The sequence below is a fragment of the Halomonas campaniensis genome (genome assembly GCF_002211105.1).
GTDB classification, from domain to species: Bacteria; Pseudomonadota; Gammaproteobacteria; order Pseudomonadales; family Halomonadaceae; genus Vreelandella; species Vreelandella campaniensis_A.
The window spans coordinates 201,583-223,762 of sequence record NZ_JPUA01000049.1; the positions used below are offsets into that span (position 1 = coordinate 201,583).

22 protein-coding genes and 1 other RNA gene are annotated in these 22,180 nt (G+C 54.6%); 15 read left to right on the forward strand and 8 right to left on the reverse strand.

Translation table 11 applies throughout. The features are described from left to right. The first annotated feature begins 80 nt into the window (after positions 1-80). From JI62_RS21775 to JI62_RS21785, 3 genes are all read left to right on the forward strand, one after another. The gene (locus tag JI62_RS21775) at positions 81-656 is read left to right on the forward strand and encodes an antibiotic biosynthesis monooxygenase (RefSeq protein ID WP_088702158.1); all 576 of its coding nucleotides are present in this window, start codon (positions 81-83) and stop codon (positions 654-656) included. Positions 657-836: 180 nt separating this feature from the next. After that, a complete protein-coding gene (locus tag JI62_RS21780; RefSeq protein WP_088702159.1) occupies positions 837-1,508 on the forward strand; it encodes a glutathione S-transferase in 672 nt (223 codons plus the stop codon). A 9-nt stretch (positions 1,509-1,517) separates the two neighbouring features. Continuing rightward, positions 1,518-3,356, forward strand: a complete 1,839-nt coding sequence (locus JI62_RS21785; protein WP_088702160.1) for a putative bifunctional diguanylate cyclase/phosphodiesterase — start codon at positions 1,518-1,520, stop codon at positions 3,354-3,356. A gap of 87 nt (positions 3,357-3,443) precedes the next feature. On the opposite strand, the gene nhaD is transcribed toward JI62_RS21785, so the two are convergent. Beyond that, positions 3,444-4,922, reverse strand: coding sequence for a sodium:proton antiporter NhaD (gene nhaD, locus JI62_RS21790; protein ID WP_088702161.1), 1,479 nt, complete (start codon positions 4,920-4,922; stop codon positions 3,444-3,446). Positions 4,923-5,404: 482 nt separating this feature from the next. Here nhaD and JI62_RS21795 point away from each other — a divergent pair, with 482 nt between their 5' ends. Continuing rightward, a complete protein-coding gene (locus JI62_RS21795; RefSeq protein WP_088702162.1) occupies positions 5,405-6,382 on the forward strand; it encodes a TAXI family TRAP transporter solute-binding subunit in 978 nt (325 codons plus the stop codon). A 42-nt stretch (positions 6,383-6,424) separates the two neighbouring features. Here the strand turns inward: JI62_RS21795 and JI62_RS21800 are convergent, their stop codons facing one another. Continuing rightward, entirely contained in the window at positions 6,425-7,381 is a 957-nt protein-coding gene (locus tag JI62_RS21800; protein ID WP_088702163.1) for a calcium/sodium antiporter, read from the reverse strand. 368 nt (positions 7,382-7,749) lie between these two features. Between JI62_RS21800 and JI62_RS21810 the strand changes: the two genes are divergently transcribed. The 3 genes from JI62_RS21810 (at position 7,750) to JI62_RS21820 (ending at position 9,784) form a co-directional block, all read left to right on the forward strand. Continuing rightward, complete coding sequence (locus JI62_RS21810) at positions 7,750-7,956, forward strand: cold-shock protein (protein ID WP_007111857.1); 207 nt, start codon at positions 7,750-7,752, stop codon at positions 7,954-7,956. A gap of 227 nt (positions 7,957-8,183) precedes the next feature. Next, entirely contained in the window at positions 8,184-8,909 is a 726-nt protein-coding gene (locus JI62_RS21815) for a metal-binding protein ZinT (RefSeq protein ID WP_088702165.1), read from the forward strand. Between the two features lie 281 nt (positions 8,910-9,190). After that, a complete protein-coding gene (locus JI62_RS21820) occupies positions 9,191-9,784 on the forward strand; it encodes a hypothetical protein (protein ID WP_088702166.1) in 594 nt (197 codons plus the stop codon). 31 nt (positions 9,785-9,815) lie between these two features. On the opposite strand, the gene JI62_RS21825 is transcribed toward JI62_RS21820, so the two are convergent. After that, positions 9,816-10,631, reverse strand: coding sequence for a helix-turn-helix transcriptional regulator (locus JI62_RS21825; RefSeq protein WP_088702167.1), 816 nt, complete (start codon positions 10,629-10,631; stop codon positions 9,816-9,818). 251 nt (positions 10,632-10,882) lie between these two features. On the opposite strand from JI62_RS21825, the gene JI62_RS21830 reads away from it, so the two are divergent. The 3 genes from JI62_RS21830 (at position 10,883) to JI62_RS21840 (ending at position 14,198) form a co-directional block, all read left to right on the forward strand. Then, positions 10,883-12,259, forward strand: coding sequence for an APC family permease (locus JI62_RS21830; RefSeq protein WP_088702168.1), 1,377 nt, complete (start codon positions 10,883-10,885; stop codon positions 12,257-12,259). 13 nt (positions 12,260-12,272) lie between these two features. Beyond that, on the forward strand, positions 12,273-13,160 hold the full coding sequence (locus JI62_RS21835; RefSeq protein ID WP_170938616.1) for a carbon-nitrogen hydrolase family protein: 888 nt from the start codon (positions 12,273-12,275) through the stop codon (positions 13,158-13,160). Between the two features lie 189 nt (positions 13,161-13,349). Beyond that, positions 13,350-14,198: a sulfurtransferase gene (locus JI62_RS21840; protein WP_088702169.1), complete on the forward strand. Its 849-nt coding sequence runs from the start codon at positions 13,350-13,352 to the stop codon at positions 14,196-14,198. Between the two features lie 224 nt (positions 14,199-14,422). On the opposite strand, the gene JI62_RS21845 is transcribed toward JI62_RS21840, so the two are convergent. Continuing rightward, positions 14,423-15,310: a LysR family transcriptional regulator gene (locus JI62_RS21845; RefSeq protein WP_088702170.1), complete on the reverse strand. Its 888-nt coding sequence runs from the start codon at positions 15,308-15,310 to the stop codon at positions 14,423-14,425. Positions 15,311-15,404: 94 nt separating this feature from the next. On the opposite strand from JI62_RS21845, the gene JI62_RS21850 reads away from it, so the two are divergent. Together JI62_RS21850 and JI62_RS21855 are read left to right on the forward strand one after the other, a co-directional pair. Further along, positions 15,405-16,001 (forward strand): NAD(P)H-dependent oxidoreductase, encoded by a 597-nt coding sequence (locus JI62_RS21850; protein ID WP_088702171.1) that lies wholly within the window; start codon positions 15,405-15,407, stop codon positions 15,999-16,001. 26 nt (positions 16,002-16,027) lie between these two features. Further along, positions 16,028-17,515, forward strand: a complete 1,488-nt coding sequence (locus tag JI62_RS21855) for a carotenoid oxygenase family protein (protein WP_088702230.1) — start codon at positions 16,028-16,030, stop codon at positions 17,513-17,515. A gap of 14 nt (positions 17,516-17,529) precedes the next feature. On the opposite strand, the gene ssrA is transcribed toward JI62_RS21855, so the two are convergent. Both ssrA and smpB read right to left on the reverse strand, forming a co-directional pair. Continuing rightward, positions 17,530-17,909: a transfer-messenger RNA gene (gene ssrA / locus JI62_RS21860) on the reverse strand. Between the two features lie 45 nt (positions 17,910-17,954). Beyond that, positions 17,955-18,446 carry an SsrA-binding protein SmpB gene (smpB, locus tag JI62_RS21865; protein ID WP_087108742.1) on the reverse strand — a complete coding sequence of 164 codons (492 nt, stop codon included), beginning with the start codon at positions 18,444-18,446 and terminating at the stop codon, positions 17,955-17,957. A gap of 125 nt (positions 18,447-18,571) precedes the next feature. On the opposite strand from smpB, the gene JI62_RS21870 reads away from it, so the two are divergent. Both JI62_RS21870 and JI62_RS21875 read left to right on the forward strand, forming a co-directional pair. Further along, entirely contained in the window at positions 18,572-19,006 is a 435-nt protein-coding gene (locus JI62_RS21870; RefSeq protein ID WP_088702172.1) for a type II toxin-antitoxin system RatA family toxin, read from the forward strand. Next, positions 18,996-19,313: an RnfH family protein gene (locus JI62_RS21875; RefSeq protein ID WP_088702173.1), complete on the forward strand. Its 318-nt coding sequence runs from the start codon at positions 18,996-18,998 to the stop codon at positions 19,311-19,313. The genes JI62_RS21870 and JI62_RS21875 overlap by 11 nt, the downstream gene beginning before the upstream one ends. 11 nt (positions 19,314-19,324) lie before the next feature. Here the strand turns inward: JI62_RS21875 and JI62_RS21880 are convergent, their stop codons facing one another. Then, on the reverse strand, positions 19,325-19,777 hold the full coding sequence (locus JI62_RS21880) for an outer membrane protein assembly factor BamE (RefSeq protein ID WP_088702174.1): 453 nt from the start codon (positions 19,775-19,777) through the stop codon (positions 19,325-19,327). Between the two features lie 72 nt (positions 19,778-19,849). On the opposite strand from JI62_RS21880, the gene fur reads away from it, so the two are divergent. Beyond that, positions 19,850-20,302 carry a ferric iron uptake transcriptional regulator gene (gene fur / locus JI62_RS21885; RefSeq protein WP_007111850.1) on the forward strand — a complete coding sequence of 151 codons (453 nt, stop codon included), beginning with the start codon at positions 19,850-19,852 and terminating at the stop codon, positions 20,300-20,302. A gap of 156 nt (positions 20,303-20,458) precedes the next feature. Here the strand turns inward: fur and recN are convergent, their stop codons facing one another. Beyond that, on the reverse strand, positions 20,459-22,132 hold the full coding sequence (gene recN, locus JI62_RS21890) for a DNA repair protein RecN (protein WP_088702175.1): 1,674 nt from the start codon (positions 22,130-22,132) through the stop codon (positions 20,459-20,461). Between the last annotated feature and the right edge of the window lie 48 nt (positions 22,133-22,180).

The following is a 22,180-nucleotide window of genomic DNA, read 5'->3' on the forward strand; positions in this document are numbered from 1 at the left end:
TCTGGCTTTCAGGGTTACCCCCTTGAAAGCAAACAGCCTGCCTACCCGGCGCTGGCTGTGGACACATTAGGAGATATACCATGTCTGCCTCACCTGTCACATTGATGGTGGCTCGTCGCGTTGAGCACGGCCGCTACGCTGATTTTAATCGTTGGCTTAATGAAGGGCGCGAATTGGCGGCCGATTTTGCAGGCTACCTCGGCTCCGGCGTATTGGCGCCACCGGCTGACGACGATGAATACCAGATCATATTCCGCTTTAGCAGCAGCGAAACCTTAGCCGCTTGGGAACACTCCGCCTCACGCCATGCTTGGTTGGCGCGCGGCAAAGGCTTATATGAAGCACCTCACGAGCACCGGGCCACCGGGTTGGATGCGTGGTTTCAAACCGGTAGCAGCGCACCGCCGCGCTGGAAGCAGGCCGTGGCGGTATGGCTGGCGTTCTTTCCTATCTCGCTGATCTTTCAATTTGTGTTCGGCGGCGTTTTGGCCGATTGGACACTGGTGCCGCGGGTAGTAGTGAGCACTCTAATGCTCACGCCTGTGATGGTGTTTGTGTTTATTCCACTCTCTATGCGTTTATTAGCGCCCTGGCTGCAGGGGAAGTGGTCCCCGCTGGATCTGCTGGCGCGGTGGCGTCACGCACACCGATCATAACGTAACTGATTAATAAACTTGCTTTGTTCACGCCTCCATAGCGATCCACGCTGCGTTGATACTATTGATACTATTGATCCTATGATGATGGGCTTTATGGTACTAAGCTAAATATGCCTATAGAAAAGGATAAGTGACGCCAGTGCAATGCTGACGTACAACTCAGCCCATGGAGTGTTTATGATTCACGTTCACCATCTGGAAAAGTCTCGTTCGCACCGTATCCTATGGCTACTTGAAGCCCTTGAGCTGGACTATGAATTGGTGGTTTACCAACGCGATGGCAAAACACAGCAAGCGCCAGACTCGCTGAAAAAAATCCATCCACTGGGTAAATCGCCTGTGATTACCGATGGTGATTTCACCGTGGCTGAGTCGGGAGCGATCATTGATTACCTTCTGCAACGCTACGGACAGGGCCGCTGCCAACCCTCGTCGGATGATATGCCTGAGTGGGTGGATTACCGCTACTGGTTGCACTATGCCGAAGGGTCACTCATGCCGCTGCTGGTAATGCAACTGGTGTTTAGCCAAATACCCAAACAGTCACCCTGGCTGATTAAGCCACTGGCCAAGGGGATCAGCGATACAGTAAGTAAGCGCTTCCTCGCGCCGCAGCTTAAACAGCACCTGAGCTTTATTAACCAATACCTGTTGGCGCAGGGTAATTTTGCCGGGCCGTGGCCCAGCGGCGCCGATATGCAAATGAGCTTTCCGCTCCAGGCAGTGGCCGCCGTACAGTCACTGGAACAGTATCCTGCCATAGCCGCTTTTGTGTCACGCATTGAGCAAGACGCCGCTTGGCAACGGGTGGTAGAGCGGGCAGGCCCGCTTACCATGCCTGGTCAGTGAACAGTCGCTATGTACTATTTCGCCTCGTCTGCCGCTCTTCCGGTGGAGCTGCTACGCAGCATTGACGACTACCTGGGGCGATGGGGTATCGCCTTGCTGCTTGTTTTTCTCCTTTTGGCGCTGCTGGGCAATCTGTTGCTCAAGCGGCGTATGCAGTATAACCGGGCGCTCCTGCAAACCAATAAAGAGATGCTGGCGACCATTCTGGATAGCGTCGATGCGTTTATTTATATCAAATCTCCTACCTTAGAGTACCAATACGTTAATCGCCGCATCAGCGAGCTATTTGGCCTGCCCGCCGACAAAATTATCGGTAAGCGCGATGAGGCCTTTTTTGATGCCGGAAGCGCCGCTGAAATCAAGCAAGTCGATCGCAACGTATTGGCGTCAGGTAAAAAAGTGACGGTAGAGGAGAGCAATGTCTTGCAAGGCGAAAGCCGGGTAAGAACTTTCTTATCAATTAAAATGCCGCTTTCCATGTCGCCCGGTACAGCCCCTTGCCTGTGCGGTATATCGACCGAACTGACTGACTACCTGGAAATGCAGTCGCGCACTCACTACCTGGCCTTCTATGACTCGCTAACCGGGCTACCCAATCGGCGGCTGCTGATGGATTCCTTAACGGCCGCTATTGCCCATGAAGAGTGGGCGGCATCCTATAGCGCGGTAATGGTCATTGATCTGGATAACTTTCGCTTAGTGAATGACATTCAGGGCCATGACAGTGGCGATCAGCTATTGATTAGCGTTGCCGAACAGTTGCGCCAGCGGCTTGACGCAGAGGAAACGCTGGCTCGCTTTAGTAGCGATGAGTTTGTGGTGCTGATCAATAATCTGGGCGAGCAACAGGCGAACGCTGCGCTAAAAGCCGAGCGTGTGGCGCGCCAACTATTAGAGACGATTGCGCAATTAAGAAACAGCCATTCGTTGCCGATCAGTGCCAGTATTGGTATTTCACTGTTCACGGGAGGAGGTGAGCACAGTATGGATAGCGTGCTGCAGCAGGCTGATATGGCGTTGCAGCAGGCGAAAAGCGCGGGCGGTAATGGGCTGTGCTTTTTTAATACCGATATGCAAACCAGCGTGCTGGAAAGAGCGAGCTTAGAAGCCGACCTGCATAAGGCGCTCGAGCGCAACGAGCTGGCGCTGCATTACCAGGTGCAGGTTGACCATCAGGGCGTCACCATCGGCGTAGAAGCCTTACTGCGCTGGTTTCACCCTCAGCGCGGCTGGGTATCGCCCGCGACGTTTATTCCGCTTGCGGAGGAGAATCGGCTGATTGTGCCGATCGGTTATTGGGTAATGCGCTCCGCCTGCGAACAGCTGGCGAAGTGGTCGCGCCAAGCCGCCTATGCGCCGTTAAGTATCTCCGTCAATGTAAGTTCAGTGCAGTTTCAGCAGCCGGAGTTCGTGCGTGATGTTGAAGCACTGTTGGCTGAAACCCAGGCGCCACCGAGCCGCCTGGTGCTCGAAGTCACCGAGAGCCTGTTGATGCAAGAGCCGGTGAGAGTCCGCAACACGATGTTGCAACTGCGGGCCAAGGGGATTCGTTTTGCATTGGATGACTTTGGCACGGGCTACTCATCGCTGAGTTATCTGAAGCGATTGCCGCTGGACGAGTTAAAAATTGATCAATCGTTTATTCACGAGCTGCTTACCGATAAGACAGACGCCGCAATTGTCGATACCACGATTCTGCTTGCGGTGAGCTTGGGCCTGACCGTGGTCGCGGAAGGGGTGGAGAAAAAAGAGCAGCTTGACTGGCTAAGAGGCCACGGCTGCTATCGCTATCAAGGCTATCTATTTGGCCGCCCGACCCCGATTGAGTATCTGTTCGAGACCTATTAAGGGTTTATAGCAAAACCCCTTTCCAGAATGCTGAAAAGGGGCGAGGGTCGTGCTTATCAATGTGTCTGGCTTAACTGGGCGACTGGCTTAGCTGAACAGTGCAAAGCTGTCGGCGTTAAGCCACATATGAACCAAAATACTGGCGATGTAGCCGAGCAGAATAACCGGCGACCAGCGCAAGTGACCCATAAACGTATAGGATCCCCTTGCCTGACCCATTACCGCCACACCGGCTGCGGAGCCTATCGATAGTAAGCTGCCCCCGACGCCAGCGGTTAAGGTAATCAGCAGCCACTGGCCATGGGACATATCGGGCTCCATGGTCAGCACCGCAAACATCACCGGAATGTTATCCACCACGGCCGAAACGACACCCAATACGATGTTGGCGGCGGTGGCGTTCCAACCGGTATACAGCGCTTCGGACAGCAAACCTAGATAGCCCATGAAGCCAAGCCCGCCAACGCACATTACCACTCCGTAGAAGAACAGCAGTGTGTCCCACTCGGCCCGGGCGACGCGGTTAAAAACATCAAACGGCACCACGCTACCCAACTGCGCCAGCTTACGGTTATCACCTTCACGGCTATACCGCTCGCGCTTGCGCTCCAAGGAGCGGGGCAAGCTCCGGCGCAGGTAGTAACCGAAGAACTGCAAGTAGCCCAGGCCGGTCATCATGCCAAGCACCGGGGGAAGGTGGAGCACAACGTGACATAACACGGCGGTGACAATCGTCAGTAAAAACAGCAGCACAATGCGCCGGGCGCCACGCTTTAGCCACACATCTTCATAAACGCTGGAGGGTTTTTCATCCTTGATAAACACGCTCATGATGCAGGCGGGAATCAGGAAATTGACCAGGGCGGGGAAGAACAGAATGAAGAACTCCTGGAACTCCACCATGCCCGCTTGCCATACCATTAGGGTGGTGATGTCGCCAAAAGGGCTAAACGCGCCCCCGGCGTTGGCCGCCACGACGATATTGATACAGGCTAAGTTGATATACCGCTGATCCCCTTCGGCCACTTTGGTTACCACCGCACACATCAACAGTGCGGTAGTGAGGTTGTCGGCAATCGGTGAGAGTAGAAAGGCGAGGCCGCCGGTTAGCCAAAACAGCGTGCGGTAGTTGAAGCCCTTGCGCAGCATCCAGGAGCGCAGCGCATCAAAGACACGGCGCTCTTCCATGGCGTTGATATAGGTCATGGCCACAAGTAAGAACAGCATCAGCTCGGTGAACTCCAAAAGCGTAACGCGGAAAGCGTACTCGGACGCTTCCGACATGCCGTTTTGGACATACACCCAGCCGATGAGGCTCCAGATAATACCGGCTGCCACTAACACCGGTTTAGACTTGCGCATATGGATCTTTTCTTCCGCCATGACCAACGCATAGGCCAGGACAAAGATCGCTACAGCGAAAAAGCCCACGGTAGAGCTGGTAAGATCCAACTCACCGGTCACTGCAAAAGCATTGGGACTTACGCCTAATAGTAAGGCCGCTAACAAAAAAAGCCAGCGACGATATAATCGAGGCTGGCAAGAGGGTTGGCACAACGTAGGCATGTGACGTTCTTCCTCATGGTCAAGTTGTCAGGAGTGGTGTAAAAACGGCCTTATTTTATCAGTCTATATTGCGCCGCAATACCTTATTAAAACGAACGAAAGGAGTTCTTCTTAAGGTAATAGCATCTTTTTTTAGGAAATTAATCTTTTAGGTAATGGTAAAATTTTTAGTATTCGTTTTATAAAAAAAGCTAACAGTGGATTTGGTATTATACTATTGCCGCATAGCATTATTGAATAAGATTCATAATTTATATCTTTTCTCGCTAATATTTGTTTTTGAAAATATTTGCGTGGATCGGGGCAGACAATGAAGGAAGGGCCGCAAGTGCCCGCCTGTAGCCAGTCGTGCTATGTTGAGTTGCGCCACGCTCCCACTCAGACTGAAAAGTTTGTTCGCCAAGCGTTTGCTCAAAAACAGCGGGTGACGATAAAACGAGGCCTGTCAGCGACGGCCATTGGATACGCTAAGGAATAACACGATGCGCAACCTCTTCTCCTCCCAGTGCCGCGCGCTTGGTACATCGATAGCGACGCTGGCTCTTTTATGTGTCGCTTTCGATATCCAGGCTGAAACTCGTGTGACCTATAAGTCAGCCGCGGCGGGTACGGCCTACTACCTAATGGGCGTAGAGCTCTCTGATGCCATTCGCGAGGGGACTGACGAAGCCATTATCCTCACCCTCGAAGAGAGCCAGGGTTCTATACAAAACGTGATGGAAGTATCGGCTCGCCAAGGCAATTACGTGTTTACCTCCCCGGCCGTTTTAATTGAACAGGCGATGGCCGGTGAGGGGGCGTTTGCAGAACATCCGCACCCTCGTTTCCAGGAGATCCGAGGCCTGTTTCCGCTGCCCTCGATGACCATGCACTTTGTGCTTGCAGGCGATAAAGGCAGCATCGATTTTTCTGCGCTGGAAGATAAACATATATTGATTGGACGCGGCACCTTTAGTGCCCGTGAGGCCACTCGGTACCTGACGCTGTTTGGCCTGGAAGGTCGCGTACGCATCGCGGATGCGGCGATTAATAGCGGGCCTGATGCGATCAAAAACGAACAGATTGATGGTTTTGTTACCGCAAGTGCCTATCCCTCTCCCAGTGTGCTTGAGGCGGCCAGCAGTCTGCCTATCTCGTTGGTCAGCCTGACCGACGAACAAATTGAGCAAACCGGGGCGTCACGCCAAACGATACCCGGCGGCACTTACCCTGGTATCAACAACGATGTCCATACGACGTCGCTCCCCGTGATTGCCTACACCACAACCGCGATGGACGAAGATACGGCCTATACGCTTACCAAAACGTTTTGGGAGCATCATGAAACCCTGGCGGAGGACGCCCCATGGTGGAGCAGTATTAGCCCCGAAATGCTGGAAAACATGGCCGATACCCTTCATCCAGGGGCGCTGCGTTACTATCAGGAAGCGGGGAGCGAGATAGCTGACGCTGTGCGCTAGCTTTTTTAGCTCCCCGTCAACCGGCCTACAAAGCAACTTACTTCAAAAGATCGTAAAGCTTAACGCTATATAAGCGGCGTAGCCTGCGAGCAGCACGGCGCCCTCCCAGCGCGACAGGCGCATACCGGTATACAAAAACAGCACCAGTATGCCCGCGGCTCCCAGCATTACCCACTGGTCAAATAGGGCCACCCGCGGCGCAAGGGGCAGCGGCTGTAAAAACGCGGAGATACCCAGAATACCTAACAGGTTGAAAATATTGCTGCCCAGAATATTCCCAACGGCAACATCTGCATGACGGCGCAACGCAGCAATGACCGATACGGCCATCTCCGGCAGTGAGGTACCCACAGCGACGATGGTTAAGCCGATCACCGCTTCGGAAATACCCATAGCCTGGGCCAAGCCAATGGCGCCGTACAAGAGTAGCTGTGACCCGCCAATCAGCATGCCTAAACCAACCACTAGCGCTACGGCGATCATCCAGCCTGTGGTGGGCAGCTTCGTCATCTCCTCCGCTTCTGAGGCGTGCATCTCCGCGGCAGGAATATGGTGGCGGCTTTCACTGACATAGGCCCAAATAAGATAGCCGACGAGCCCTGTTATAAAAATTCCCGCATCTATACGCCCTAGCGCACCGCCGAAGGAGAGTCCAATAAACAGCAGGCTAGCCAGCACCATCACCAAGCCATCCCGGCGCAGCGCTAATGGTTGAACCACCATCGGGCAAATAATCGCGCACATACCCAGAATCAATAAGATATTGCCGATATTACTACCCACAATGTTGCCAACCGCAATGTCAGGCTGCTGGTTCATCGCGGCATCAATCGAAACGACGAGTTCAGGGGCCGAAGTGCCAAACCCCACCACCACAAGTCCTGTTAGCAGTGGCGAAACGCCGACTCTTCGCGCGCCAGCCACCGCGCCGCGAATGAGCGACTCCCCTCCGAGAGTCAATAGCGCAATACCTGCCAACAAACTAAGACCATATAGCATGTTAAAACCTCTTCTAAAGTGCTCGCCAGGCCGCGAATGACGCGGGTTTTACCGGGCAAGCCAAGCGCGCTAGGCGGACGAATTAGTAGTGCCTAGCTCACTGGCAAGATTAAGGCTATTTTTGATAATTTGCGCGTTTTTTGAATGATGATGGCAGCAGAACACCAAAATAAAAAACATAAAGGCTTTGACCTGCTGTTGACGACGTGACAGGATGTGCGCAGTTAGTAAGTTAGCAAGCAAGCATGGTTCCAGAAACATTCGAATTCTTTCGGTAGTCTGTAATTGTATTCCTTGTTCTACTCACTATTTATCTGGGTAATACCAGGATTTCTACAATTCGCGACTTGCGAAAAGGATTTAATATCATGGCAACTGGCACAGTTAAGTGGTTCAACGATTCTAAAGGCTTCGGTTTCATTGCTCCTTCTGACGGCAGCGATGACGTTTTTGCTCATTTTTCTGAAATTCAGTCTGATGGCTTCAAAACTCTGCCTGAAGGCGCTAACGTCTCTTTTGACGTTACCCAAGGTCAGAAAGGCCTTCAAGCTTCAAACATCAAGCTGCTTTCTTAATCCTAGCGATTATTTAAGTTCTCGAATCGTTTAGATTCGATGATCGGGCCCCGCTTTGGCGGGGCCCGATGCGTTTGCGCCTGTTAAAAGTGTTTCTTCCCTTTAGGCGTACCTTCTGTGTGCTGGAGTCAGGTTGAGATAAGAATGGGTTTGATTGGCGTGATGTTATAATATACCTTTATGGCGAAGATGCATTACTTTGCAATCGGCAAAAGGAGAGATCGGATATGACAGCATTGCCACTTAAGGGCGCCAGCGTATTGGTACTGAGTGCTTTGATACTGACAGGCATTCAGAGCGTTAACGCCAGCGATCATGACCATGATCACGACCATACTCATAACGACCACGACCACGACCACGACCACGACCACGACCACGACCACGACCACGACCACGACCACGACCACGACCACGATAGCGATATCTACTCAGGCTATTTTGATGATGATCAGGTTAAGGATCGTGCGCTTTCTGATTGGGAAGGCGATTGGCAGTCCGTTTATCCCTACCTGCAAGACGGCACCCTCGACGAAGTGTTTGCGCATAAAGCAGACAATGGTGACAAGACGGCTGAAGAGTACAAAGCGTACTACGACACCGGGTATCAAACGGATGTTGAGCGTATCGTCATTGACGGAAGCAGCGTCACCTTCTTTGAGAACGGCGAAGAGAGAACAGGCGAATACCAATACGATGGCTATGAAATTTTAACCTATCAAGCGGGGAATCGCGGCGTACGGTTTATTTTCGAACTGGAAGAAGCATCCGACGATCTGCCCCAGTATATCCAGTTTAGTGACCACAGCATTTATCCCACCGATGCTCATCACTATCATCTCTACTGGGGTGATAATCGCGAAGCCCTATTAGAAGAAGTCACCCACTGGCCGACGTATTACCCATCGATGCTGAGCGGTGAGGAGATTGTTGAAGAAATGGTAGCGCATTAAGCTGCATCGGTTGATACGAACACACCTCCAAATACTTTCGTGTCACTCTTAAAAGAAAAGCAAAGCGCTGGCCAGATGCTGGCGCTTTGTTTTTTCTCCACCTCCAACGCTGGAACCCTCCTGCATGGCCTACTGGCGACACCGGATATAGGTACGTCTATTGCCTCATTTCGGCAGATATGGTTTTATTTCTAAATTAATTTAAGGTGGCGCTTGAGGCTCTCAACAGGGAGGGTTAAGAAGCTGCCCAATAATAAAGTGACGGGAATATAGGAGCGGGTATGGCCACCTATACGCTTTATGACAAAGATGGCAACGAACTTATCCACAACGATTTACAAAAAAAGCAAGAGTGGTGTAAAGACGGGGAGCGTCTGGAAACGCGTTTTCTAGCGCTGTATGGTAAAAAATTGGGTTTGAGGCTCAATGAAGAGAAATTACGTGACCCAACAGTGCCCGATTTTATTCATACTGAAACAGGCAGGTACGTTGACCTCAAAAGCCAAACGACACCGTTTTTTCAATCACACAAGTACGGCGTTGATCCTCAGTACGCAGTAACGTTAAATAAAATCGATGTGGATAGGTACTATCAGTTATATCCCGGCATTATCGTTCTTTACCATGTGAACTGGATAGCGGTAAAGATGGTAAGTGGTTATGGGAAAACAGCGGAAGTAAAAGCAATGGAAGGAATTTGGGCGGCCACTATCAATAAAATAAAGGCCATGTGTACGCCTGAAAATCTCCATGCGTATTTGCAGCGCACTAACGACAAGCAGGGTAATGCCCGAGATAGCTATGTGCTGAACCTAAAGCACGATCACTTCAAAGTTATTGAGGATGATAAGCAGAATCTAAAGTGGCTCAGTTGAGCTGCTAGATGATAGCAGCAACGGCCATAGCTCATTTGTGTTCTGTTAACTGTGCGAACAGCGGCATCAGTAGCGCGAAGAGTTCTGCCTGGGACGAAATGCAGCACTTGGCGTAGAGCTGGCGGCGGAAGACTTTCACTGTCTGAAGGCTGACCTCCAGGTGTAGGCTGATGGATAAGGATGAGTGGCCTCTTAGAATAAACAGGGCCACTTCCGCTTGGCGTGGGCTCAGTCGAATGCTGTGATGCTGATTCAGGGCCTCTCTTAGGCGTTCCTCTAGAGGCGCTGGCGACGCCTTAATCACCCCTTCAAAACGGTAATCTTGCCAGTGCTTTTTCAGCAAGCTGCTGAGGGTGAATGCGTACTGTTGCAGTACCTCAAGCTCACGTTTATTAAAGGGTTTACCACTGGAGCGATCTCTACCAAGACAGGCGGTTAGCGTAACATCCGTAGTGATAGTGGCGAACACTGCCACCTCGTCTAGCAGCGTGGTCTGCTGGTAGTAATTCTTATAGTAATGCGTGCGTCGAAAGTGGTCAGGCGCCACGTCCCTCAATCGGCGTATGCCCTGAGCATCGCCTCTGAGGTGCTCGCGGTAAAATGGATCCAGCAGGTAATCTCCCCCTAGATATTGGCTATCCATCGGCAGGTAAACGACAGGGTCGGTGTACTCCCGATAGAGCACCGCTGGCCGGTGTTCGCCGTGATAAGCGATGATGATCAAGTTATCGAATGCCGCTAGACGTTTCACCAAGCTTGAGAAATGTTGCGGCAACGCAGGGGTTGCCAACGCCAGGAGGGTATTGGCCAGTGCTTCGTCAATTTCGCTATGCGTCACCCATTTCACATCCGCAGGCCCATACCACGCTGGGGTTATATACGATCCGATGAGCTGCCAATACCGTTCTAGATAGGTTGGCTACCAAGCCTCTCAGTCTAGCTGGAGAGCTGCAACGCCAGCAACTGAGGGTTATTAGCCGATCATAAACGGTAGCAAGCTGGTCTAGCCCCGGCGGCTGGCTTGATCAACCACCTCTTCGTTTTGTGCCGGCTCAGCGATTGCCCGCTGTCGGTTGCAGCGTTTCCTGGAGATGGATCATGACGGATAACAATATCAAACTGGAAAGAACCCTATCCCTAAAAGCCGTGGTGCTGTTTGGCCTGGCCTATATGACGCCATTGATCGTGCTAGGCACCTTCGGGGTAATTGCCAGCACGAGCAATGGCGCCGTACCCACTGCTTATCTTATTACCACCGCTGCCATGCTCTTCACGGCCTACAGTTACGGCATTATGGCGCGTACTTATCCGGTAGCCGGGTCTGCCTATACCTACGCACGCAGAGCCATCGACTCCCGGGTTGGCTTTATGGTGGGGTGGAGCGTGCTGCTGGATTACTTCTTCCTGCCCATGGTGATCTGGTTGATCGGCGCTGCTTACTTGAATGCACGCTTTCCTGAAGTACCGAGCTGGATATTTCTGCTGGGCTTTATTGGCATCACCACCTTCCTGAATATTTACGGCATCAAGCTCGCGTCCAAAGTGAACTCGTTGCTGATGGTCTTCCAGATATTGGTGATCGCCTTCTTCGTGTTGTTGTCGGTTCGTCATGTCTTTGCGACCGGCGGTAGCGACGCGCTTTTTAGCCTGGGGCCGTTCTTGGGTGAGGATGCTGGGTTCACCGCGATTGCCGCGGGCGCAGCGGTGGCCGCTTACTCTTTCCTTGGCTTTGACGCCGTCACCACACTGACCGAAGAAACCATCGATCCAAAGCGCAATATCCCCAAGGCCATTATGCTTACCGCTCTGATCGGCGGCGGTATCTACGTGCTAGTGGGTTACACAACGCAGCTGGTGCATCCTGGCAGCAACTTCGTAAATTCCGATTCAGCCGCCTTCGAAATTGCCACGACCATCGGTGCAGATCTCTTTGGCGCTATCTTTTTGGCCGGTATGGTGCTCGCTCAGTTCACGTCTGGCCTGGCCGCCCAAGCAAGCGCCTCTCGGCTGCTGTTTGCCATGGGGCGGGATGCAGTATTGCCGCCGAAGCTGTTCGGTGGGCTGCACGCGCGCTTCCATACGCCGGTGTTCAACATCGTGTTAACGGGCGCTATCGGCATCATCGCTTTGTTTCTTGATGTGTTATCGGCTGCCTCGTTTATCAACTTCGGTGCCTTTATCGCCTTCACGATGGTTAATCTGTCAGTCATCTTTCTGGTCAGCAAAGACGCCGAGGCAAAGCGCCAGTATGGTGTGATTCGAGGGATGTTAGTGCCGCTCATCGGTGCCCTGGTCAACCTTTGGCTGATGAGTAAGCTGGATATCAACGCCTTTATTCTTGGGCTGATCTGGCTTTCCATTGGCCTCGCCCAGCTGGCTTATCTGACTCGTTTCTTCCGTCGCGAGCCGCCGGAAGTGGCCTTTGATGACTCAGAGCCCGAGTCAGCGCCCGCTTCGGCAAAAGCAACCCTGTAAACGGAGATCTACCATGTCCAGAAATTTGCCTGTCCTTGTGGTGCAGGAAGCCTCGCGGCCGCACGGCATTGACTCCGAACTGCTGGACTTCGAGGCCGAGCTGGCGGTACATCTGAGCGACTTCGGGGCTGATTTTGAGCCGCCAAGGATGGTGGTTTATCCGGAGCTCTATTTATGCGGCGCCACGGGTACGCCTCAGCAGCGCAAGGAGCAACTGGAAGCCGCGGCTGAACCAATTGATGGCCCCCGTCACCAGCACTTATCACGTATCGCCCGCAACCTGGGGGTATGGCTGCTGCCCGGCACAGTATGCGAGCGGGGAGAGGGCGGGCATCTGTACAACACCGCGCCGGTGTATTCGCCCGAAGGTGAGCGAGTGGCTGCCTACCGTAAGTGTTTCCCCTGGCGACCTTACGAGCCCTATCAACCGGGAGATCGCTTTGAAGTGTTCGAGGTGCCGGGCATAGGCCGGGTCGGCCTGGCCATCTGCTACGACATCTGGTTTCCCGAGACGGTGCGCCAGCTCGCTTGGCTGGGGGCGGAAGTGATCATCAACCAAGTGGCCACCACTACCTGCGACCGCGCTCAAGAGCAAATCCTTGTGCAAGCCAATGCTATTTTCAACCAGGTGTATATGGTCAGCGCTAATTCAGCCGCGCCTGCGGGGGAGGGTCAGAGTTTGATCGTCGATCCCGAAGGCCGCATCCGCGCGCGGATGTCCGGAGCGACTTCGGGCATTCTCACCGATGTACTCAACATTGATGAGGTCGAGCGTGTGCGTACCTTCGGGACTGCGGGCTTGAACCGAATGTGGTCTCAATTCCGGGAGGACGACCCGGTGCTGGAATTACCCATGTACGAAGGGCGCATTGATCCTCGTAAGTGGAGTAAAAAGCGTTAATCAGCCTACCACCATCACTGGAGAAAAAGGCGATATGAACACGGCTCCCGCACCCCTTCCAATCGGCATGCCCGGCGCTCTGCAGCTCGTCGATCAGCATACTGCGGATTACGCTATCCGCGTCAACTTGCTGGTCTCGCCCGTCCGCGATCATGTACTGTTGCATGTCGACCTAGACTGGAGAACGCCATGCCTTCCCCCCTCGTGACCACCGACTGGCTGCAGGAGAATCTGGATAACGAACATTTGGTGCTGATCGACGCTAGTATGGCCAATGTCGTTGGCAAGGAGCCGATCGTTTATGACCGTCCGATGTTGATCCCGGGAAGTTTCCGGATCGACCTGGAAGGAGCGCTTTGCGATACCGGGGCTTCCCAAGCTCACGCCTTCCCGACGGAAGAGCAGTTCACGGCGGAGGCCCGTAGATTGGGCATCAAGCCCGAGAGCTTGGTGGTGTTGTACGACGATCAGGGTATCTACTCGGCACCACGAGCCTGGTGGATTCTGCGGGCTATGGGCCTCAAACAGGTGTTTGTTCTAGATGGCGGCCTGCCGCAGTGGTTGGCCGAAGGGCGGGACATCGATTCTGCTTCGGTGGCAGATGCGGCCAAGCATGGCAGCGTGGTTGGCAAGCTCGACCACACCTTGGTTCGAGATTCTGCCTACGTTTTCCAGCATCTGGAGGACGAGCGAGTAACGGTCATCGATGCGCGATCACAGGCACGTTTCCTGGCGCAAGCGCCAGAACCCAGGCCTGGTGTGCGCGGTGGTCACATCCCCAATTCCCTCAACCTGCCGTTTACAGAGGTGCTGGAGGGTCATCGGTTCAAGCCAGCCAGCCAACTGGCGTCAACGTTTGCCCACCTCGCTCCCTCCCTTCAGCCCAGCAACGAGCCCCAACTGGTGTTTTCCTGTGGTTCCGGCATCACCGCCTGCATCATCTTACTGGCGGCCGAGCTGGCCGGGTATACTCAGCTGTCGCTGTATGACGGTTCCTGGGCCGACTGGGGTAGCAGTGAGTCATTGCCGGTGGCGTAGCGGACATCATCTCGCTACAAGAGGAATTGGCAGTTCCTAACAATCACGGGCACGGCAACGTCTACTCTATTGCGGCTTCGCCCCCATACAAGGTTCCCGCTAAGCTCAGCGCTAGGCGCTTTCGGGTCGACGTAGTAGCCCTATGTCAGCTACAGAAATCGCTATAACCACTGTGGTCTGGAACATTCTCTCCCAGATTGCGGGTTGGGTATCGCCTGGAGGCATCACTGAAGCAGTTCGATAAGAAGATCAGCAACGTGTCGAACGACAGGATCCTTCTCATGGCGCAGATGCCATGCCAAGTGCAGGGTAAAGCCGGGTACCGGCACCGGGGGCGGTAGAGATATCAGGGCTGTGAAGTCAGCTACGACACGGGAAGGCAGCATGGCGATCATATCGGATCCCTGCAGCAGCGCTGGCACCATCTGGAAGTTGGGTACCACCGCACCAACCCGGCGTGAGCTGCCTAGCTTGGTCAGCTCCGCATCCAACGACGTCCGTGTTTCACCGCGCCCGGAGACGATGATGTGCGGGTATTTCAGCCAGGTATTCATGTTGAAACCGGCGGCGGCAGGGTGCCCGGCGCGCATGGCGACGACATAGTGTTCAACGAACACTTCTTCACGATGCAATTTTTCCTCGACAGATGAGAAAACGGAGATAGCAAGGTCTGTCGAACCGTCGATGAGTGCCTGACGGGCAGCCTCGGCGCCATGCCAGGGCTGGATCACTATATCGACGCCAGGAGCTGAGCGCTGCAGTTCCTGCTGCAAGGGCGCGGTTACGAACACCGCCGGATAGTCTGCCATGGCGATCCGCACTGTTTTGCGTATTTCAGCCAGCGGCACCTTGGGTGGATCAACAAGATTCACCACCTCCGCAAGTAGCGATTTCAGCGGCGCACGCAGCGCCTCGGCCTTTGGCGTTAGGCGCATTGTGCCGCGGCCGCGCTCCAGCAACTCATCACGGAAGAGATAACGGCAGCGTTGCAGTGCGGCGGAGGCGGCAGGCTGTGACATGCCCAGCTTATCGGCAGCATGGCTGACATGAGCCTCATCCAGAAGCGCATCAAGGACAACGAGCAGGTTGAGATCGAGAGAGCGAAGATTCATGAAACAAATAATAGAACATATTATTAATCGATTGGAGTAATTTTGGTCGTGGGTGCATCGTTTCCGTGCAGTTACCTAAAGGAGGCGAAACCCCATGACTAAGACGCTCATTCTTCTGTTCCACCCCGATCTTGCGCACTCGAAGGCCAATGCTGCGCTAGCTGCGGCAGCGGCCAAGCTACCCGCCGTGGAGCTCGTCGATATGCAAGCCATCTATCCCCATGGCATCGATCTATCCAAAGACGGCGAGCGCGAGGCCCGGCGGCTGCTTGAATGCGACCGTATCGTGCTGCAGTTCCCCATCCAGTGGTATTCCACGCCTCCGCTGCTGAAAGCCTGGCAGGATGCCGTGCTGACGAGGATGTTCTACATCGCCTACGAGTCTGAAGGGCGTATGTTGGAAGGCACGCCGCTCATGGTGGCCGCAACGGCTGGCAACATACCAGACGCCTACCGAACCGGTGGGCGCAATATGTTCACAATGAATGCACTGCTCGCCCCGTTACAGGCCACCGCGCATCGCTGTGGTCTGCCGTGGGCCGAGCCTTTTGTTCTTTATCAGGCCGACAAGCTGTCCGCGGAAGCACTTGATGCCGCTACTGTTGAGTATGCCGCCACACTCAAGCACTGGATCGCAGGTAGTACAGCGCTCTGTGTGCAGGAGCTGGAGTTCAGGAGAGCAGCCCAATGAATTACAGCAGACGCGATATCCTGCGTATGGCCAGCGGCCTCGCGGCAAGCACATTCGCAACCTCCATCCTGAGCTTCGAAGCGTTCGCCAAGAGTAGTGGTGTAGGCAGCCCTGGTTCCGTCCCGAACTTTCTAGACGGGCATTTTCGGCCCGTTAACAAGGAGACGACGGCCTTTGACTTGTCGGTGCGCGGCGCCATCCCGTCCGCTTTATCAGGGCACTACTTCCGCAATGGCCATAACCCGAAGGATGGCATCAATCCCGGCGCCTGGTTCTATGGTTCAGGCATGATCCACGGGCTACGTATTTCGGGCGGACGCGCTGAGTGGTACCGCAATCGCTGGGTCAAAACCCCGGCGCTGGAAGGGGCGCCGCTGTTTATCGATCATGAGACGATCGACCTTCATGCGAGTGCGGCCGGTACCAGCGTGATCGCCCATGCGGGGCGCATTTTGGCCCTTCAAGAGGTTAACTTACCCTTTGAGATCACCCCCGAACTGGAAACGATTGGCGCCTACGATTTTGGCGGTGCTTTAAAGACTATGATGACGGCCCATCCCAAGATCTGCCCCCGCACAGGCGAGATGCTGTTCTTCGGCAATTCGCCTCTCCCGCCGTACTTGACCTACCACGTGGCGGATGCCTCGGGGCGGCTGGTACATAGCGAGGTGATCGAAGGGCCAAACGGTTCTGTCATCCATGACTTCGCCATCACTGAAAACTATGTGATTTGGTTCGATCCCAACGTAGCGCTTGATCTACATTCCAACCTTGCCTTTCCCTATACGTGGCAGAGGGAGTATCGCGGCCGGATCGGCGTTATGTCGCGTGACCGCAGCAAGGGTAGTGTGCAGTGGATCGACGTTGATCCCTATTACATGCTGCACTTCTCCAATGCCTGGGAAGATGCAGATGGTCACCTTGTGGTCGAGGGGCCGTTCTTTGACGAAGCCGCTTGGGGGAAAGCCTCAGCCTTTATCAATGGCACCGCGCCGGAGGGAGCCGCACCTGTCAGTGGGGCGAAGCGCAGCCGGTGGACAATAGATCCGCAGCAGGGAACCGCGCGCGTCGGGCTGCTCGATGATCTTACGATCGAATTCCCCATGATCCACCTCGGCTTCACCGGGCGGCAAAACCGCTTCGCCTATGCGGTGGTTTTCCCCGACGCGGCGCGCGCCGGTTACGGTATCGTCAAATATGACATGGAGCACGAACGGCGCTGGGTGCTTGACCTTCCCGCAGGTGTCTATGCAGGAGAGCCCTGCTTCGTTCCCGACCCACAAGGTCACAGTGAAGATGATGGGTGGCTATTAACCTATGTTACCGATCTGCGTAGCAACGTGGCAGAGCTTTGGATCCTGGACGCAACACAGATCGGCGCTCACCCTGTCGCTGCGATCGAACTACCTGCCTGGGTGCCCGCCGGTGTGCATGGAACTTGGATTGGCGATAACGAGGTCTTGGTTAGCCCTTTCCAAGCCACAGGCACAAAAAAAGCACCTAAAGGTGCTTGATTTGTAGGGGTGTCTGGTGGAGGCGGCGGGAATTGAACCCGCGTCCGCCAGCACGCGCCTATTGGCTCTACATGCTTAGATTTCGTCATTTGATTTAACGCAACTGACTCCGACGATCAGGATTCAGCCACGCGAGTCTTCTAAAGTTTAGCGCTTGGCGAGAAGACACCACCAAACGCGATCCTATCAGCTTTAGCTCGTATCCCCTTAGCGATGAATAGGCACATCACCTTGGGGCCAGACAAGAAGCTAACAGTGTTTAAGCTGCTAGCGCGCCTTGAGCGTAGTTTTCGTCATTTGCGACTATTTTTCGTGATGTGGGATTTACGAGATACATCACGCTCTCGGCATGCACCGCAAGGGTTGTCACCGGCGTCGAAACCATGTCGCCCCCTTATTTCAGGTGAGCATTCTAACGTGCTCACACCTGATTGACCAGTTATGCCTTGTTATGTTCCCGCATAATTCGACCTTTTTGGCGGCTCCAGTCGCGATCTTTTTCGGTCGCGCGTTTGTCATGCAGCTGTTTACCGGTCACGAGCGCCAGCTCACACTTCACCTTATTGCGCTTCCAGTAGAGCTTAAGGGGCACGCAGGTGTGGCCCTTGTCTTGGGTGATCGAAAAGATTTTGGCGATCTCTTTGCGATGCAGCAGCAGTTTGCGGGTGCGCGTCGGGTCGGCAATCTCGTGGGTGCTCGCGGTATTCAGCGGCATGATATGACTACCCAGCAGAAACGCTTCGCCGTTACGAACCAGAATATAGGTATCGGTGAGCTGAGCCTTACCGGCGCGCAGGCTCTTCACTTCCCAGCCTGCCAGCGCTAGCCCTGCCTCGAAGGTTTCATCGATATGGTACTCAAACCGTGCCTTCTTGTTTTGGGCAATAACGCTGCTACCGGGGCCCTTACTGTTACCTTTCTTAGTGGCCATGGAACCTCATAATTAATCTGTCAGTGGCTTCCCCTTCGTTATTTGGGGAGGCGTGATACCATTTAGGGTCTGAAAAATGTTTCCCATGATACGCTTTGGGCACTGTGAAGTCAGCGGAGAGGTCAATGCCAACCGTCAATCGTTCCGCCTTAGTGCGGCACACCCCCCAGAAAATGTTCGACCTGGTCAACGACTTCGAGCGCTACCCGGAGTTTTTGCCAGGTTGCCGTCAGGCGCGTCTGCTTGAGCATGATGATGTGCATCTGATCGGCGAAATGACCCTAGGCCGCGCCGGTGTCGAGCAAACCATTACCACGCGCAACGAACTTTTTGCGCCCGAGCGTATTGAGCTGTCGCTGGTAAAAGGGCCGTTTAAGCGGCTTAAAGGTCGCTGGCTATTTATCCCCATGGGGGAAGACGCCTGCAAAGTCAGCCTGGAGATGGAGTTCGAATTCGCCAATCGGTTGCTCGGCATGGCGTTCGGAAAACTCTTTCAGCAAATCGCTGGCCAGCTAGTCGATGCCTTCACCAAGCGCGCAAACGAGCTGTATGGGCGCTGAAGCGCTAACAGTTGAGGTGGCCTTTGCGTTGCCTTCCAAGCAGCGCATAGTGGCTCTACGCGTCCCTGAGGGCACTACCGCACGTCAGGCCGTTGCCTTGGCCGATTTGCCAGCGTTATTCCCCGATCTGCCCAGCGATACCTTTGCTCAGGCGCCGCTGGGCATCTTCGGTAAAGCGCTACGCGAGCCCGATACCCATCTGTTACGCGACGGGGATCGAGTCGAAGTCTACCGGCCGTTGGCGATTGACCCCAAGGCCGCTCGATTGGAGCGTGCTAAGCGCCAAGCGAGTGATCCGAAGCGGTAACCGCTCTAAAGCTATTGAACAGGCTGTATGCCCTCGGGCGGACGCGTCTGGGTGCTCTCTTCAGGGAGCGCATCCATTGGGTCAACGCCTTCCGTTGCAGGGCCCATGCTGCTCTTGCCTTCAAGCGGCAGGGGTTTGGAGAAATCGCCCTCTTCCTCAATATTCGCTAAGCGCCCTTGAGGGTCAAAGGTGAGGGTGATGCGACGCTGCTCTACATCGCCATACGCTTTATCTAAACGAAATACATAGTCCCACTGGCTGGCGTCAAAGGGCGCTTCCAGCAATGGCCTGCCCATTACGTAAGTCACCTGCTCTTGGGTCATGCCTGGCTGAAGCTGGCTGACCATCTCTTGAGTGACCAGGTTGCCTTGGGGAATATCGCGCTTATACACGCCTACGTAGCTGCAGCCGCTAATGACGGTAAGGGCAACGGAGAGCGTGATGATTTGAGTCAATTTTTGCATTTGGGCCTATTCTTCACTATCGTGGTTTCGGTTGATCATACCCGACCTAACCAGTTACTGCGAAGAGCGACCATGGCCGATCAGAACCATGAATTGCGCAAAGCCGGTCTAAAAGTGACCCTGCCGCGCGTCAAGATACTTCAAATTCTCGAAAATGTTTCGGGTCAGCACCACCTTAGCGCGGAAGAAGTGTACAAAACACTGATTGATGCGGGCGAAGATGTTGGCTTGGCTACCGTATACCGCGTATTGACTCAGTTCGAGTCAGCGGGCTTGGTAATTCGTCATAATTTCGACGGAGGCCATGCGGTATTCGAGATGACCCAAGAGGATCACCATGACCACATGGTGTGCCTTGAAAGCGGTGAAATCATTGAGTTTGTTGATGAGATCATCGAGCGTCGTCAGCAGGAAATTGCTGAAGAGCACGGCTACGAACTAGTGGATCACGCCCTGGTACTTTATGTGCGTCCGCGCGGTTCCGACGTAACACGCCAGGACAGTGGGCCGACTAACAAGAAATAGCGTCCTAATAGGGCGCCGTTAGTCGAAAACCGCTAGTCGCTGTTCGAAATGTAAGCGCCCCTAATCTGCTGGGTCGAATTCATCGTTAACTGAAACCGTTAATTGAATTCATCCAGTGGATCAGGGGCGTTTGTTTTTTTCAGGCACGCGCATTCGTCAGTGTGGCGGGCGCTGACTAGCGTGGAGCATCTCCCGCGCGTGGGCGAGGGTTTGGTCAGAAAGTTTCACTCCCCCTAGCATACGTGCCAGCTCGCTGATGCGGCCTTGCTCGTCGAGCAGCGCCATTTGCGTCAAAGTGGTGTCGCGCTTCGCCTGTTTCTCGATATGCAGATGCTGGTGGGCCTGGGCTGCCACTTGCGGCAGGTGAGTCACGGTCATGACCTGGCCGTTTTCGCCCAGTTTGCGCAGTAGTTGGCCAACGATCTCTGCAGTGGCCCCCGAGATACCCACATCCACTTCGTCAAACACCAGACTGGGCACCGTTGAGTGCGTCGCCGCGACGACTTGAATGGCGAGACTAATGCGCGACAATTCGCCGCCGGAAGCGACCTTGGTCAATGGGCGTGCGGGCTGGCCAGGGTTGGCGCTAATCAAAAACTGCACGCGGTCAAGGCCTTCAGGGGAGGGTGCGTCTTTGGCGGTGACTTCCACTTCAAAACGGGCTTTACCCATGGCTAAAAAGCCCAGTTGCTGCTGCACCTCTTTGCCCAGGCGAAGCGCGGCTTTCTGACGGCTCTCGGTGAGTTTTTTCGCCTCTTGGCGGTACGCTTCGCGTAACTCGACGACCCGTGCACTGAGTGCCTCCAGGTCGTTGCCACCCTCTTCGAGCTGAGCGACTTCACGCTGCAGATCCGCATGCAGGGCGTATAGCTCTTCAGGGGCAATGTGATGCTTGCGGGCGATGCGATGGACGTCGGTCATGCGCTCTTCCACCCAGGCGAGCCGCTCAGGGTCTAGCTCGGTGGTGCTGGCGAGGCGGTTAAGTTCGCTGGCGGCCTCTTCCACTTGAATGCGCGCATCGCTCAGCATGGCAAGCGTGTTGGCTAGGGTGCCCTTGTCACTGCCCGGCAGGGCGCTCAAGTGGGCAAACGCCTGATTCAGTAAAGAGAGCGCGCCGCCCTCATCGCTGGCGCAGCAGTCGGCGGCAAACTGGGTTTCGCGCAGGGTCTCCTCCGCATGAGCGAGGGTGTGCTGCTCTTCCTCTAACGTGGCTAATTCTCCCTCCGCTAAACCGAGCTGATCCAGCTCCTCTACCTGGTAGCGCAGCAACTGCCGTTTGGCCTCTACTTCACTGCCTTCTTCACTCAGCTTCTTCAACTGACGACGGGCGCTGCGCCACTCGCGGAACGTTTCGGCTAATTGAGCGGTGACACCGTTTAAGCCTGCATAATCGTCTAATAGAGCGAGATGGGTCTCTTCGCGCATCAGCGCGTGATGGGCATGCTGGCCATGAATTTGAATCAGCTGCTCGCCGAGGGATTTTAAGTCAGAGATAGTCGCGGGGTGGCCGTTAATCCACGCCTTGGAGCGGCCGTTGGCGGTGACCACGCGGCGCAGCAAGCACTCTTCTGCCGGGAGCTCCCGGGCCGTTAGCCACTCGACGGCGGCGGGCAGGTGCTGAATATCAAAACGCGCGGAGAGATCGGTGCGCTCGCGGCCGTGGCGTACGCTACCGGCGTCGGCACGCTCGCCCAGGCAGAGCCCAAGGGCGCCTAACAGGATCGATTTGCCCGCCCCGGTTTCCCCGGTAATTGCGGTCATACCGCCGGTCAAGTCGAGTTCCAGGTGATCGACAATGGCGAAATCTTGAATAGCTAGCTGAGTAAGCATGGCGCCTCCCGAGGCGGTTCAGCACAGAAGCTGGATACTTATCCAATA

What these genes read in the sequence shown, in the direction of transcription:
- JI62_RS21775 (WP_088702158.1), top strand. Translation starts at nt 81, where the DNA reads ATGTCTGCCTCACCTGTCACATTGATGGTGGCTCGTCGCGTTGAGCAC.
- JI62_RS21780 (WP_088702159.1), top strand. Translation starts at nt 837, where the DNA reads ATGATTCACGTTCACCATCTGGAAAAGTCTCGTTCGCACCGTATCCTA.
- JI62_RS21785 (WP_088702160.1), top strand. Translation starts at nt 1,518, where the DNA reads ATGTACTATTTCGCCTCGTCTGCCGCTCTTCCGGTGGAGCTGCTACGC.
- nhaD (WP_088702161.1), bottom strand. Translation starts at nt 4,922, where the DNA reads ATGCCTACGTTGTGCCAACCCTCTTGCCAGCCTCGATTATATCGTCGC.
- JI62_RS21795 (WP_088702162.1), top strand. Translation starts at nt 5,405, where the DNA reads ATGCGCAACCTCTTCTCCTCCCAGTGCCGCGCGCTTGGTACATCGATA.
- JI62_RS21800 (WP_088702163.1), bottom strand. Translation starts at nt 7,381, where the DNA reads ATGCTATATGGTCTTAGTTTGTTGGCAGGTATTGCGCTATTGACTCTC.
- JI62_RS21810 (WP_007111857.1), top strand. Translation starts at nt 7,750, where the DNA reads ATGGCAACTGGCACAGTTAAGTGGTTCAACGATTCTAAAGGCTTCGGT.
- JI62_RS21815 (WP_088702165.1), top strand. Translation starts at nt 8,184, where the DNA reads ATGACAGCATTGCCACTTAAGGGCGCCAGCGTATTGGTACTGAGTGCT.
- JI62_RS21820 (WP_088702166.1), top strand. Translation starts at nt 9,191, where the DNA reads ATGGCCACCTATACGCTTTATGACAAAGATGGCAACGAACTTATCCAC.
- JI62_RS21830 (WP_088702168.1), top strand. Translation starts at nt 10,883, where the DNA reads ATGACGGATAACAATATCAAACTGGAAAGAACCCTATCCCTAAAAGCC.
- JI62_RS21835 (WP_170938616.1), top strand. Translation starts at nt 12,273, where the DNA reads ATGTCCAGAAATTTGCCTGTCCTTGTGGTGCAGGAAGCCTCGCGGCCG.
- JI62_RS21840 (WP_088702169.1), top strand. Translation starts at nt 13,350, where the DNA reads ATGCCTTCCCCCCTCGTGACCACCGACTGGCTGCAGGAGAATCTGGAT.
- JI62_RS21845 (WP_088702170.1), bottom strand. Translation starts at nt 15,310, where the DNA reads ATGAATCTTCGCTCTCTCGATCTCAACCTGCTCGTTGTCCTTGATGCG.
- JI62_RS21850 (WP_088702171.1), top strand. Translation starts at nt 15,405, where the DNA reads ATGACTAAGACGCTCATTCTTCTGTTCCACCCCGATCTTGCGCACTCG.
- JI62_RS21855 (WP_088702230.1), top strand. Translation starts at nt 16,028, where the DNA reads ATGGCCAGCGGCCTCGCGGCAAGCACATTCGCAACCTCCATCCTGAGC.
- smpB (WP_087108742.1), bottom strand. Translation starts at nt 18,446, where the DNA reads ATGGCCACTAAGAAAGGTAACAGTAAGGGCCCCGGTAGCAGCGTTATT.
- JI62_RS21870 (WP_088702172.1), top strand. Translation starts at nt 18,572, where the DNA reads ATGCCAACCGTCAATCGTTCCGCCTTAGTGCGGCACACCCCCCAGAAA.
- JI62_RS21875 (WP_088702173.1), top strand. Translation starts at nt 18,996, where the DNA reads ATGGGCGCTGAAGCGCTAACAGTTGAGGTGGCCTTTGCGTTGCCTTCC.
- JI62_RS21880 (WP_088702174.1), bottom strand. Translation starts at nt 19,777, where the DNA reads ATGCAAAAATTGACTCAAATCATCACGCTCTCCGTTGCCCTTACCGTC.
- fur (WP_007111850.1), top strand. Translation starts at nt 19,850, where the DNA reads ATGGCCGATCAGAACCATGAATTGCGCAAAGCCGGTCTAAAAGTGACC.
- recN (WP_088702175.1), bottom strand. Translation starts at nt 22,132, where the DNA reads ATGCTTACTCAGCTAGCTATTCAAGATTTCGCCATTGTCGATCACCTG.